Genomic DNA, 12,813 nt, shown 5'->3' with positions numbered 1-12,813 from the left:
AGTCATAGGGCCCCTGCTAAAATCAGGGGCTCTTTTTATAGATACTAAAAGGATTCACAATGCAAAAGCCATGGTATAAGCAGTTTTGGCCCTGGTTCATAATTGCGATTCCAGCCTTATCCATTACATACAGCATGACTGCGCTGTATATATTCTCACAGAACAAAGTGGATCTGGTTGCTGAAGACTATTACAAGAAAGGAAAAGGCATTAACCAGGACTTTTCGCGACTGCGTGTCGCCGACGCCCTGAAAATAAAAGCTGATATCAAAGTGATCGAGCAGGATATCACTCTATCGCTGGACAAAGGTGAACTGCCTGATTTTCCTACCCTGCGAGTGCTTTTTACTCACCGCACGTTAGCGGAAAAAGACTTTACCCAAATGATCAGCCCGGACCAGAAAGGCCGCTACCGATTTACAGCCCCAGAGTCGATTGATGGGCCTTGGTTTGTTGAAGTAGAGCCGTTTCAGGGAGAATGGATGCTGAATGGTCGTCTCAACCTGCCCTCATCCGATCCGATCAAGCTGTATGGACAAAACAAAGGATGACAACCTCTTGCTACCACTGTGGTGATCCTGTACCACACGAAACCCATTTAACGGTCGACATCCTCGGAGCAGCGCGCAGTATGTGCTGCCCGGGCTGCCACGCTGTGGCAAGCACCATAGTCGACAGTGGTTTGACATCCTATTATGAGTACCGGACGGCAACAGCAGATAAAGCCGATCTGGTCCCTCAGCAATTGCAGTCTCTTGCCCTGTATGACAACGAAGAGATTCAACAAGACTTTGTCAGGACAAGCGACAATACTCATGAAGTGACATTGTCACTCGAGGGCGTATCGTGTGCCGCCTGCGCATGGTTAATTGAAAGACAACTCAAACGCGAAAAAGGCCTGGTTAACATTCGCGTTAATACCGCCACACACCGTGCTCTGCTCAGCTGGAACCCCGGACAGACTAAACTCAGCACTCTTTTATCCGCCATACATCGCTTAGGTTACAAAGCAGCCCCTTTTGAGGCGGATAATCAAGAACAGCATTACCACAATACGATGAAGAGCTACCTGTACCGTTTAGGTATTGCTGGCTTAGCCAGCATGCAAGTGATGATGCTGGCGGTTGCGCTGTACTTTGAGGTATTTGGTGATCTGGATGAAAGCTTCCGAAACTATTTTCGCTGGGTCAGCCTTCTTTTTGCCACTCCGGTGCTTCTCTACTCGGCATTGCCCTTCTACCTGAATGCCTGGCGTAACCTCAAAGCACGCACATTAGGTATGGATGTTCCCGTTTCTATTGCGTTGATCTTCGCTTACGTGGCCAGTTTCTATGCCACAGTCACCGCAAAGGGCGAAGTGTTCTTCGAATCCATTTCGATGTTTACCTTCTTCTTATTAATCGGCCGCTATCTTGAGATGCGGGCGCGGCGCAAAGCTGCCGCAGCCAGTGCCAACCTGCTTAAGCTGATCCCGGCTATGGCCAATCTGGCCGATGGTCGCCAGATTGCAGCCAAAAGCCTCAAAGCAGGTGACGTCGTCACTGTCTTACCCGGAGAAAGCTTGCCTGCCGATGGGGTTATTGTGTCTGGAAACAGTGTGATCGACGAATCAATGCTGACCGGAGAACCACTGCCCGTACGAAGAGGCAAGGATGATACTGTGTATGCCGGCACAATTAACGGTGACGGTAACCTGACAGTAAAAGTTACTCAGGATCGCCAGCACTCTCTTATTTCGAACATCATTCGTCTTCAGGATGAAGCTCAGGCAACGAAGCCCAAAATTGCAGAAATTGCTGACGTGGTCGCGCGCTATTTTGTCGCGGTGATTCTTATTATTGCGGCAGGTACCTGGCTTTACTGGCATCAGGTAAAACCTGAAGATGCGTTATGGATCACCCTCGCTGTACTCGTTGCCACCTGCCCTTGCGCCCTGTCGCTGGCTACACCAACCGCACTGACTTGTGCTACCTCACGTCTTGGCCGTCTGGGTATTCTGCTCCGGCGCGGGCACGTTCTGGAAACACTCTGCAATGTAAACCAACTGGTTATTGATAAAACCGGTACCTTAACCGAAGGCAATGTCAGAGTTATCCAAACAGCATGCTTCGACAATTACGATGAAACAGACGCCCTGAGTATCGCTGCCGAGCTGGAACGTTTTGCAAACCATCCTATCGCCCGCGCTTTTTCAGGTTATCGTAATAAAACGTTCTCTTTCGATGAGGTTGAGAACGAGATCGGCTTTGGCCTCAAAGGCATGAGAGAAGGAAATGAATGGCGAATCGGAAAGCAGAGTTTTGCGTTAAACGGCGAAAACGCACCTTCACCAGACCAGGACTTCCAGGTTTGGCTGACCTGTAACGGCAAAGCCATCGCCGCTTTCCAGCTGGACGATCCTATCCGCCATGACAGTCAATCGCTGGTCAACGCTTTTCAGGCTGAAGGGATTCAGGTCACCATGCTCACAGGTGATAACTCCGACAACGCCGCTCGCGTGGCGAAAACACTTTCTGTCGACAAACTGATCAGCGGCGCGACCCCACAAGGCAAACTCGACTACCTCAACAGTCTTGCTAAAGATCAGATAGCCCTGATGATTGGTGATGGTGTGAATGATGCCCCCGTACTGGCTGGCGCTCATCTGTCACTTGCGATGGGCGGAGGTACGGATGTTGCTAAATCGTCTGCAGATATGGTTTTACTGGGCGATCACTTAGACAGAGTACTGGAAGCCAGACGTCTGGCGATGAAAACCAAGAAGATCATTCGGGAAAATCTGTCATGGGCATTAGGATATAACCTTGTTATTCTGCCTTTGGCTGTTGCCGGGTTGGTTGCCCCTTATATTGCAGTATTAGGCATGTCTGCCAGCTCCATCATTGTTGTCTCTAATTCACTGAGGTTATTGAAAGAAGATGGCTAGCCTGTATTTACTCATCCCGATTGCAATTATCTTCGTCTGTATTGCCGTTGCCATTTTTATCTGGGCCGTCAAGTCAGAACAGTTTGAAGACCTCGAAAGACAGGGGTACGACATACTGTTCGATGAAAATGAAGAGAAAAAAAGCACAGACAAACCGGATGATACACAGACAGGCAAGGATAAACAGTGAACACAGATTTCTTCGCTGCCTTTGCGATTGGCCTGCTTGGTGCAGGCCATTGTTTGGGAATGTGTGGCGGTATCGCTGCCGCTATCACTTTAGGCATGCCAGGCCAACAGCAAAACCGCCGTTTTCCTTATCTGCTCTGTTATAACGCAGGGCGGCTCATCTCTTACACAGCGGCAGGAGCCATTATTGGTGGCGCAGTGGCGGGCATGGCCGCGTTGAGCGGATTAAGCACTGCGCTCCTTTTTCTTCGGATGTTCGCAGCATTAATGATGATTCTCCTTGCTCTTTATATCGGCCAATGGTGGCAAGGTGTCACCAAAATTGAAGCGCTCGGACAATCGCTTTGGCGTTTTATCTCACCTTTCGCTAAGTCTATGTTACCGCTGAAATCTCCCCTGGCGGCCTTTCCGTTTGGGCTGGTATGGGGCTGGTTACCCTGCGGATTAGTCTACTCGACGCTAAGTTGGGCGGCTGTGGCTGGAAACGCAGTTTCTGGTGCAGGTGTCATGCTTGCCTTTGGATTGGGAACACTACCGGCAATGCTCTTAGTTGGTAGCTTTGCAGAAACGCTGAAACAATGGCTTTCCAATCAGATATTTAAAAAAACCAGTGCGTTACTGCTACTAGCATACGGCATCCATACTGGTTATGTCGCAATCACACAATTTTCCTAATGTTTTATACTCGTCATAATGAATAAGAGTGTGATAGAGTGACCCGAGTATCCGAACTTGGTCAGGCCACAGTTTATGAATTCAGATAAAATCTCCACAAAACGTATTCAATCCGGTGGATGTGCTATCCATTGTCAGGATTGCAGTATCAGCCAGCTATGTATTCCTTTTACTCTCAATGACACAGAGTTAGATCAGCTGGACAGTATTATTGAGCGTAAAAAGCCCATCCATAAGGGCCAGGAGTTATTTAAAGCCGGAGATGAGCTAAAAGCACTATACGCGATTCGTTCAGGCACGGTGAAAACCTACACCATCACTGAACAAGGCGATGAGCAGATTACCGCTTTTCATTTAGCTGGGGACTTAGTGGGTTTTGACGCTATTAACGATCATAAGCACCAGAGTTTTGCCCAGTCTCTCGAAACCTCAATGGTATGCGAGATTCCATTTGAAACATTGGATGATCTTGCTGGAAAAATGCCGAAACTCAGACAGCAAATTATGCGTCTGATGAGCAGTGAAATTAAAAGCGATCAGAATATGATCCTGCTGCTGTCAAAGAAAAATGCCGAAGAACGTTTGGCGGCATTTCTCTATGATTTATCATGTCGGTTCTCGGAACGCGGATTTTCTGCCCGTGAGTTCCGGCTGACCATGACACGTGGTGATATTGGTAACTACCTGGGACTGACCGTTGAGACAATCAGCCGCCTGTTAGGTCGTTTCCAAAAATCAGAAATCATCGGTGTGAAAGGCAAGTACATTACTGTCTTAAACCGTGAACAGTTGGCAGAATTAGCCGGCGCAAATAATTGTAAATAATCTTTTTAAAGTTGATGGGCTTGATGCCCATCAACTTTTACTCTAATTCCTCACCAAAGTCCTCCATTTCCTCGCAGCAATCCATTACAGTGAATATACTAATCTGAATACAAACAGTTTTTCAGACCAGGTCAATTGCAATTCCGTTGAGACAGGGGGCAGTTATGAACTCATACAAAAATATCCTCGTAGTAGCCGATCCACTGCAAGACAACCAACCGGCTTTGTCACGTGCAATACACCTCGCTGAAAAAAGTGAGAATGTTCACATCACTGTATTCCTTGCCATTTACGATTTTTCTTATGAAATGACGTCCATGCTCTCGTCGGATGAACGCCAGGCAATGCGACGGGGCGTAATCCAACAACGTGAAGAGTGGTTAAAAGACATCATCCGCCCACATGTCAGCGCTGGTGTTGATATTGACATTCTTGTGGTGTGGCACAATCGTCCTTATGAAGCTGTCATAGCAGAGGTGTACAGCCATCATCATGATCTACTCATTAAAGCCACCCATAAGCATGACAAAATCGGTTCTGTGATTTTTACTCCTACCGACTGGCATTTATTGCGCAAATGTCCATGCCCGGTGCTTTTGGTAAAAGAACATAGCTGGCCGGAGAATGGTAAAGTACTGGCTTGTGTCAACTTAGCGGCAGAGAGCGATACTCACGAAGCACTGAACGATAAAATCATCAGCGAAGCTAAGAACATGGCGGAAGTACTGGTTGCCGAAGTCAACCTGGTAAACGCCTACCCCGCCACCCCGGTTAACATTACGATTGAGTTACCTGAATTTGACCCCGCAACCTATACAGATGCGGTACGTGGACACCATCTGACATCAATGAAGGCACTCAGGCAAAAGCACGGTATTGACGCAGATAGAACCCATGTTGTCGAAGGGTTACCGGAAGACGTCATTCCAAAAGTAGCAGAAGAGTTAGATGCAGAACTCGTCATACTGGGTACTACCGGCCGGACTGGGCTTTCTGCGGTCTTCATCGGTAATACTGCTGAGCACACAATTGACAGCCTTAACTGCGACTTGCTTGCTCTCAAGCCCGACGGCTACATAAGCCCTCTGGATCCTAACCAATAAACTTGCTCTTAAAAGCACGCCTGCAATCGGAAGGCGTGCTTTTCACCGATAACCATCGTTAAAACTGCCATTTACCTGCTTAATTATCAATTAAGATGAAAATCACGCTGGAATCCGACGCTGGAATCCGTATCATACCCGCCATGAAATTTGCCAGTGAGCACAGGTAGCGACCCCTGCTTACGGTAACCTTTATCGATGATATTTGATAACGACTTATATCATCGTGCTCAATGAATTTACCGTCGATTGGCAGAGTGATTCAATCGACGCGAAAGAGAGAAGCAATGACTCAGAATCAAGAGCTTACAAAGGCACAGAAATACAACTTCGATAAGCTGCAAAAGAAACTGCGCCGAAATACGGGCCAGGCGATTGCTGACTTTAATATGATCGAAGATGGTGATCGCATTATGGTTTGCCTGTCTGGCGGTAAAGACAGCTATACCATGTTGGAAATGTTGAGCAGCCTGCAGCGCAGTGCCCCTGTCAGCTTTGAACTGATTGCAGTTAACCTTGATCAGAAGCAGCCCGGCTTCCCTGAACATATCTTGCCTGAATACCTTGAATCGCTTGGTGTTCCGTACAAGATTGTGAATGAAGATACTTATTCAATAGTAAAAGAGAAAGTGCCGGAAGGTAAAACCACCTGCTCGCTCTGCTCCCGTCTGCGTCGGGGTATTTTGTACCGTACGGCAAAAGAGCTCGGCGCGACCAAAATTGCACTGGGTCACCACCGCGATGACATGCTGGAAACACTTTTCCTGAACATGTTCTATGGCGGCAAGATGAAAGGTATGCCACCTAAGCTGGTCTCGGACAATGGCGAGCATGTGGTAATTCGTCCGCTCGCTTATTGCCGTGAAAAAGATATTGAACGTTATACCGAAATGAAAGCGTTCCCGATTATCCCGTGCAATCTTTGTGGCTCGCAGCCAAACCTTCAGCGTCAGGTTATCAAAGACATGCTGCGCGACTGGGATAAGCGCTATCCGGGCCGTATTGAGACAATGTTTACCGCAATGCAAAACGTTGTGCCCTCGCACCTGGCTGACTTTAATCTGTTTGACTTCAAGTCAATCGACAGGGAATCAGGTGCGATTAACGGTGGTGATATCGCTTTCGATAAAGAAGACTTACCTAGCTCACCAGTCTCTTCTGAAAGTGCGGTTGAATTTGATCCGGGCGAGAAATTGGATATCTTGCAAGTTAATTAACTTTGACGCCTATAAAAGCCGCAGACATTGCGGCTTTTTTAATGTACTTATTATTCTGATCGGCAGAAATACCTAGTAGACATATTGCATATCTAATGCGTCATTCAGAACAGGTGCAGGCTAAAACACTGAAAACCATCCTGAATACATCACAACATATAAAGATTTGTTAACAAAAAACCAAAAAAATCGCTAAGAACAGTCTGGTATATGGCAGTTTTATCCGTATCATACTATAGATACCTATACGTTCAGGTACTCGCAGAGAGACACAACGTTATTCCGCTAAGTAATACGTTGCACAACATGATTCTCGCTCTTAGCCAGCTATTCCTACGAATGATTTCTATCGGTTACCGAGCAGTTTCATTTTGAGTACATCTCCACACTCTGACTTTTTACACGAGAGCCTGATACTGAGTGAGGTCCAATTAAGTCTGTAGCTGTCCTGCACGCTACTAAGTCAATATAAAGGATTAAAAATGACTTACTATCAGAAACTGGAACAACACGCTAAAAAGCTTTCCAAGATTTCTCATTTATCCGCTATCTGTAGCTGGGATCAAGCTGCAAAAATGCCAGAAGGCGGAAATGCCGCGCGCTCCGAAGCAATGGCTGAACTGGCTCTTATCCATCATGAACTCGCAACGGCCCCTTCTTTGGCAGAGTGGTTTGCCAAAGCCGAAGCTGAACCTTTGTCTAAAGAACAAAAAATCAGCCTGCATGAGATGAAACGAGTCTGGCAGATGGACAATATCCTGCCGGCTGATCTGGTGGAGAAAAAATCACTCGCCGGTTCAAAGTGCGAGCATGCCTGGCGGACGCAACGCAAAGAAAATAATTGGCATGAGTTTAGTCAGAACCTTGAAGCCGTTGTGAAGCTGGCAAGAGAAGAGGCGCAGATTCGGGCTGAAGCAACGGGGTTAAGCCGTTATGACGCTATGATGGATCTGTATGAACCTGGCATGACCTGCGAGAAAATTGATTCTATATTTGGTCAGGTGAAGACATGGCTGCCGGCATTGATTCAGCAAGTCAGAGCGAAGCAAGCCAGTGATCAGGTGATTAGGCCTAAAGGCCCCTTCCCGATTGCTCAACAGAAAGCATTGAGTCTGGATATCATGAGCAAATTGGGTTTTGATTTCAGACACGGTCGATTAGACGTGAGTACGCACCCGTTTTGTGGCGGCGTGCCAACTGATGTTCGCATTACTACCCGGTATGATGAGGCTGACTTTACCAGTGCACTCATGGGGGTTATCCATGAAACTGGTCATGCCCGTTACGAGCAAGGACTTCCTGAGCAGTGGCATGGTTTACCTGTGGGTCAGGCGCGATCAATGGGTATTCACGAGTCACAAAGCCTGTTTTTTGAAATGCAGCTTTCGCGCAGTAAGCCTTTTATTGAAATCCTCGCACCATTAGCTCGCGAAGCATTTGACCGTAATAACGACAAGGCGCTGAGCACAGATAATTTATCCTTGTTCAGTACCCGGGTAGAACCTGGCTATATCCGAGTCGATGCCGATGAAGTGACCTACCCGGCACACATCATTTTACGCTACGAAATTGAGCGCGATCTGATTGAGGGTAAAATCGAAGTGGCGGATATCCCGGAGTTGTGGGACAAGAAGATGACCGAGTATCTTGGGTTATCGACCAAAGGTAACTTTACTGACGGGTGTATGCAGGATATCCACTGGACAGACGGCAGCTTTGGCTATTTCCCGTCTTACACTCTGGGTGCTATGTATGCGGCTCAGTTCATGGCAGCCATGCGACGTGAAATGAATGTGGAAAACCTCATTCGTGAGCGCAACCTTCAGCCCATCTTCAACTGGCTAGACAGACATATCTGGAAAAAAGCCAGCTTCCTTTCAACAGACAACCTGCTGAAAGAAGCCACAGGCGAAACGCTGAATCCAGATCATTTCAAAGCACACCTTGAAAGTCGCTACCTTGAGGACTAACTCCCAGGAAGACTAACAGGACAAGGTTGTAAACAATTACCACCGCCATAGGCGGTGGTTTAGGATGACAATAAAAAAGGGCCTAACGGCCCTTTTTTTACACCATGCTGATTTCCAGCACAGTATTGATAGCACTGCCATTCCATTTGTAAACATAATGATTAGACTGGCAAACCTTGCTGACCAGGTTTGGTTTATACAACGCAAAGCAATCATGGCCCTGGTGCCGTACTGAGTGATACAAAACGCCGTCTTGTTTCTCTTCCTTCATCGCTATCGCCTCGGCCTGAGAATGCGCGTAATTCGTGGGGTGGTAAAGTGCTGAATCCAGATAGGTCTTCTCTGTGAAATCAACCAAAGCTGCAGAAAACCACGCCTGTATACTTCTCATTTGGATATCCTGCGACGGCTCTTGGGTGTAACCCAGTATCCGCTCCATGTGATAACTCGTTTCCTTGATCGCAGTATTGATATCGCTTGCCGCATAATACGCACCAAAGTCTGCCGTATTAAAACGGCCCCCATCCGGGTTTACATGGGTAAATGCGGCCATCACGTAGCTACAATGAGGGATACCGACCAGCCTCTCCTCAACTGGTACTCGAGCAAACTGCCCGGTTTCTTCAGCCAAACGTGGGTTAGTCAGGGCTTCAACGGCAAAGATTGCTTCCAGCTGATCGGGTTCTGCGACATCTTCATACAGGTTAATTGGCGGATACTTCGAGGGAATTAATCGATAGCAAGACTGCTCTCTGAAGTGCTTGATAGTATATGCATTCTGCATGTCAGGACCGTCCTCCACGCCAAGCGTTCAGACGCATAGCCACTTCGTACAGATCGGCAACCTTACCCTGGCCCATCACCTCCATCGCACTTCGCCCAGCAAAAAACGGGTGTGAATTAGGCTTCTGCACCCACTGATACACACTGTCTTCGTGGGTAAATAAAATACGCAGACATTTATGGATATTCAGTATGTAGCTCATTCGCTCCAGCAAGTCTTTGGACACTTTAGCCGACTCAGGGCTGGCGCGGTATTTGTTTAATGTTGAGCGGCTTGATAAACCAAGCAGAGCCATCTGCTGATTCTGGCTGCAATGCCACCTGTCCAGAATATTGAAAACGACTGGCAGTACTTTATTGCCTGCATGCTCAATTGGCTCATTCGCCGCCACGGTACGGGTGTTCATGATTACCGCCTCAGATTGTTTATTTATGGACTTAGTTTAGCATTAAGTCTATAAATGAACAAAATACAGAGACTGTAGGTATCAAGCGACTTATCAATGTAAAACAGAAACTGGGCCGACCAACGCCGTGGTCAGCCCTAGATAGCGAGAAGTTATTGCGGGGATGATTCCAGCCAGGGCGTAATGCGAATTGCTGGTGATGGCAAGGTCAACACAGTATTTTCAGGGAGTTGCTTGACTTTCACAATCGCTTTCCCCGCTTCGATGGGGATGACGGTATCGTTAGAAACAGTGATCACACCCGTCTCCGTGTGGGCAAAGTGCATCACCACCCCACCGACCTCTGGCATAAACCAGGATGAGAACATTCCACCCAAATCATTGAGTAGTATGTCCATTTGTGGCAGCACATTAAGCAACTCTTCTTTGTTGATAGCTAACCCTAGAGGTTTGCTGACAATCACCTGCATAGACACATCACAGGTGATCCCGTCATCTATCACAAAAGTGACGTCAGGGTTCGCCTGTCTTAAGTTATTGTCGATTGGCACCACCAAAGCATTATCGGCAGGAATAACGAGTTCTTCGTAATGTTCCTCTTTCTGCATCCAGCCCTTACGGACAGTGCATGTTTCGCCCGTTTGCTGATCGATCAAATACAAGGCAATGCTCACATCGGGGTGAGATTCGGCGACATTGTGCTTGAGTTTGCTGAAAAGATTGCTGTAACGCATCTCAATATTCTGTGCGCAAACATTACCGGAAACAGCGAGCAAGCCGGAAGTAAGAAGAAGGGTTTTGAAAAATGAAGTGCTCATCAACGGTTAGCCCTGTTGCCAAAATTGTTTGTTATGACGAATCATACCCTGAATTTCGTCCACGTATTCTTGTCCACGCTCAGAGTATCGGTGCAGCCCTTCGGCAAGCTTTAACCCAGTGACAGGTTGACCAGCTTCACGCTCGTTAGCTCTGATTTCCCGAAGCTCCGCGTAAGCGCGATTCCGGTTAACATTCATAAAGTAAGCATGAACCGACTGACCAGCATCAGAGAAAACGGCGACTTCATGCTTCGCTCCTTCCCCCCTGGCACTGGGAACCAGGCCACAGCCTTGGGTGTAACACCACTGCCCGAAATAATTATGCCCTTCGACAGCAAACCGTGACGTCCCCCATCCTGACTCATTAGCCGCCTGACTCAATACCAGCTCTTCAGGGATCATGTCTACACGAAGCAGCATAGCATCCAGCCAGGAATCTGTGACAGCGTCACCCGTGAGCTCGTAATTGTAAACATCGCCAAGCTGGCGGGCTTCATTTAGGTCATGTTGACTGATAACTTGTCCGACTTTCAGCTGGGTATGAATGGCCAGTAAAAAAGAACGCTCCTGGCTGATTCTGGCATTTTCTTGCTGCACGAACGGCCGTAAGAACTTGAAAAATGATTGCTTCTTATGATTTACGTCTTCCATGACGTTAAAATCTGGCCGGGTTACCTCTTCCAGGGCCTCTGCTGCTTGCTTTTCAGGCTCAGCGCAACCCAGAAAGAACAATGTACATCCGGCAACAGCAAAATGTCTGACATTTTTTATCACGCGTTAAATACCTTGCTTTCTTCTTCTGTTTTATTGCCTTGATCGTTCCCGTCACCGTCTTTACCGACAGTTGTTACCTGCAAGGTAATGCCAAACAAATTACGATAGACAATGGCTTTCACATTAAAGAAGAAAGGAATTGTCCAGATCAGCCCGATTCCTGCGGTAGCAAAAGAGATAAAAAACAAAACCAGCACCGCCAGAAAAATGGCAGATAATGGCAATATTTTACGGAATGTCGCCACGACAGAGTACTGAATCGCTTTTAATGGGCTGACACGCTTTTCACACACCAGTGTGATTGTCATGCTGAAAGCCATGGTTAAAAACAACCCAATTAGTGGGAACAATGCATTACCAATGCCCTGCAACGATGAAGTCAGCAGCATAGTGACAACGGACACCACGGCAAAGGGAAACCCTTTTACCAAATAACGCGGCTTGGTTGGCAGACCCACCGCATGGTTCAGTGCCATCAGACTGACGCCGGCATATAAGGGAGCGCTCAACACATCCGACCAAAAATTAGCCATGAAGCCAGCTTCAACGATATCAGGGGTGATCCCTTCGCCACTGACAATGGCATCAAAGAAAACAGCCGGGTTACCCAGTTGGACTTGCAGTGCAAGCAGCAAGAGGGCAAGCTGAGCTAAGAACAGCCCTGCAATTGCTGGAAAAAAGGTCAGAAAATGCTTTGCTGTAACCTTCCAGGCTTCCTGGAGCACAGCGACAGACTGTAAGTCTGCTTTACCAGACAGCGCCTTTTCAATTGATCCGCCAACCTGAAGACTTTTATTACTCATGCAGATAGTTGATTCACATTAAATTAGAACAATGGGCCCGATTGTACGCTACCGCTTCCGCTAAACAAATCGCGTCATCGTTAAAAAATGCTTCAATGCCTCAAAAAGATGGAAATTTATCATTCAATTTAGGGTTTTGTTCAGATTTCATCTAAGCTCAGTAGTCAATTTGCAATCTGAATTCCGCATTATTAGCTTGGAAAAATTCTCAGATAATGCGATGAACTCCGTTGAAATCATTTGCAAAACTGATGAACGAAAAAGTCGCCGGAACAACATAAAAAATACTTTGAATTATACCTATGGGGGTCTATTATCCGGCT

General features: G+C 47.2%; 13 protein-coding genes. 8 read left to right on the top strand and 5 right to left on the bottom strand.

Features of this window, described 5'->3' with window-relative positions:
• The first annotated feature begins 59 nt into the window (after positions 1 to 59).
• The 8 genes from D6M16_RS04870 to D6M16_RS04835 all read left to right on the top strand — a co-directional run bounded on the left by D6M16_RS04870 (position 60) and on the right by D6M16_RS04835 (position 8,905).
• Positions 60 to 551, top strand: a complete 492-nt coding sequence (locus D6M16_RS04870) for a FixH family protein (protein WP_120510821.1) — start codon at positions 60 to 62, stop codon at positions 549 to 551.
• The gene (locus tag D6M16_RS04865) at positions 548 to 2,926 is read left to right on the top strand and encodes a heavy metal translocating P-type ATPase (RefSeq protein WP_120510820.1); all 2,379 of its coding nucleotides are present in this window, start codon (positions 548 to 550) and stop codon (positions 2,924 to 2,926) included. The genes D6M16_RS04870 and D6M16_RS04865 overlap by 4 nt, the downstream gene beginning before the upstream one ends.
• On the top strand, positions 2,919 to 3,116 hold the full coding sequence (gene ccoS / locus D6M16_RS04860) for a cbb3-type cytochrome oxidase assembly protein CcoS (protein ID WP_120510819.1): 198 nt from the start codon (positions 2,919 to 2,921) through the stop codon (positions 3,114 to 3,116). The genes D6M16_RS04865 and ccoS overlap by 8 nt, the downstream gene beginning before the upstream one ends.
• The gene (locus D6M16_RS04855) at positions 3,113 to 3,790 is read left to right on the top strand and encodes a sulfite exporter TauE/SafE family protein (protein WP_120510818.1); all 678 of its coding nucleotides are present in this window, start codon (positions 3,113 to 3,115) and stop codon (positions 3,788 to 3,790) included. Before ccoS ends, D6M16_RS04855 begins: the two co-directional genes overlap by 4 nt.
• 75 nt (positions 3,791 to 3,865) lie before the next feature.
• Positions 3,866 to 4,615, top strand: coding sequence for an FNR family transcription factor (locus D6M16_RS04850; protein ID WP_120510817.1), 750 nt, complete (start codon positions 3,866 to 3,868; stop codon positions 4,613 to 4,615).
• Between the two features lie 164 nt (positions 4,616 to 4,779).
• Positions 4,780 to 5,718: a universal stress protein UspE gene (gene uspE / locus D6M16_RS04845; protein ID WP_120510816.1), complete on the top strand. Its 939-nt coding sequence runs from the start codon at positions 4,780 to 4,782 to the stop codon at positions 5,716 to 5,718.
• A 287-nt stretch (positions 5,719 to 6,005) separates the two neighbouring features.
• Positions 6,006 to 6,935: a tRNA 2-thiocytidine(32) synthetase TtcA gene (ttcA, locus tag D6M16_RS04840; protein ID WP_120510815.1), complete on the top strand. Its 930-nt coding sequence runs from the start codon at positions 6,006 to 6,008 to the stop codon at positions 6,933 to 6,935.
• Positions 6,936 to 7,417: 482 nt separating this feature from the next.
• On the top strand, positions 7,418 to 8,905 hold the full coding sequence (locus tag D6M16_RS04835; protein WP_120510814.1) for a carboxypeptidase M32: 1,488 nt from the start codon (positions 7,418 to 7,420) through the stop codon (positions 8,903 to 8,905).
• 97 nt (positions 8,906 to 9,002) lie between these two features.
• Here the strand turns inward: D6M16_RS04835 and D6M16_RS04830 are convergent, their stop codons facing one another.
• The 5 genes from D6M16_RS04830 to D6M16_RS04810 form a co-directional block, all read right to left on the bottom strand.
• Entirely contained in the window at positions 9,003 to 9,689 is a 687-nt protein-coding gene (locus D6M16_RS04830) for an RES family NAD+ phosphorylase (protein WP_120510813.1), read from the bottom strand.
• 1 nt (position 9,690) lies between these two features.
• Positions 9,691 to 10,095: an MbcA/ParS/Xre antitoxin family protein gene (locus D6M16_RS04825; protein WP_120510812.1), complete on the bottom strand. Its 405-nt coding sequence runs from the start codon at positions 10,093 to 10,095 to the stop codon at positions 9,691 to 9,693.
• 152 nt (positions 10,096 to 10,247) lie between these two features.
• The gene (locus tag D6M16_RS04820) at positions 10,248 to 10,913 is read right to left on the bottom strand and encodes a DUF2987 domain-containing protein (protein WP_120510811.1); all 666 of its coding nucleotides are present in this window, start codon (positions 10,911 to 10,913) and stop codon (positions 10,248 to 10,250) included.
• A 6-nt stretch (positions 10,914 to 10,919) separates the two neighbouring features.
• On the bottom strand, positions 10,920 to 11,687 hold the full coding sequence (locus tag D6M16_RS04815) for a glucosaminidase domain-containing protein (protein ID WP_240435524.1): 768 nt from the start codon (positions 11,685 to 11,687) through the stop codon (positions 10,920 to 10,922).
• Positions 11,684 to 12,490: a hypothetical protein gene (locus tag D6M16_RS04810; RefSeq protein WP_120510810.1), complete on the bottom strand. Its 807-nt coding sequence runs from the start codon at positions 12,488 to 12,490 to the stop codon at positions 11,684 to 11,686. Before D6M16_RS04810 ends, D6M16_RS04815 begins: the two co-directional genes overlap by 4 nt.
• Positions 12,491 to 12,813 lie beyond the last annotated feature (323 nt).

This window comes from Photobacterium salinisoli, from assembly GCF_003614885.1.
Lineage (GTDB): Bacteria > Pseudomonadota > Gammaproteobacteria > Enterobacterales > Vibrionaceae > Photobacterium > Photobacterium salinisoli.
Note: the sequence above shows the minus strand (reverse complement) of the source record. Positions and strands in the feature narration are given on the sequence as shown.

Bases quoted from the DNA above. Each gene is read 5' to 3' on its own strand.
- D6M16_RS04870 (WP_120510821.1), top strand. From the start codon at position 60: ATGCAAAAGCCATGGTATAAGCAGTTTTGGCCCTGGTTCATAATTGCG.
- D6M16_RS04865 (WP_120510820.1), top strand. From the start codon at position 548: ATGACAACCTCTTGCTACCACTGTGGTGATCCTGTACCACACGAAACC.
- ccoS (WP_120510819.1), top strand. From the start codon at position 2,919: ATGGCTAGCCTGTATTTACTCATCCCGATTGCAATTATCTTCGTCTGT.
- D6M16_RS04850 (WP_120510817.1), top strand. From the start codon at position 3,866: ATGAATTCAGATAAAATCTCCACAAAACGTATTCAATCCGGTGGATGT.
- uspE (WP_120510816.1), top strand. From the start codon at position 4,780: ATGAACTCATACAAAAATATCCTCGTAGTAGCCGATCCACTGCAAGAC.
- ttcA (WP_120510815.1), top strand. From the start codon at position 6,006: ATGACTCAGAATCAAGAGCTTACAAAGGCACAGAAATACAACTTCGAT.
- D6M16_RS04835 (WP_120510814.1), top strand. From the start codon at position 7,418: ATGACTTACTATCAGAAACTGGAACAACACGCTAAAAAGCTTTCCAAG.
- D6M16_RS04830 (WP_120510813.1), bottom strand. From the start codon at position 9,689: ATGCAGAATGCATATACTATCAAGCACTTCAGAGAGCAGTCTTGCTAT.
- D6M16_RS04825 (WP_120510812.1), bottom strand. From the start codon at position 10,095: ATGAACACCCGTACCGTGGCGGCGAATGAGCCAATTGAGCATGCAGGC.
- D6M16_RS04820 (WP_120510811.1), bottom strand. From the start codon at position 10,913: ATGAGCACTTCATTTTTCAAAACCCTTCTTCTTACTTCCGGCTTGCTC.
- D6M16_RS04810 (WP_120510810.1), bottom strand. From the start codon at position 12,490: ATGAGTAATAAAAGTCTTCAGGTTGGCGGATCAATTGAAAAGGCGCTG.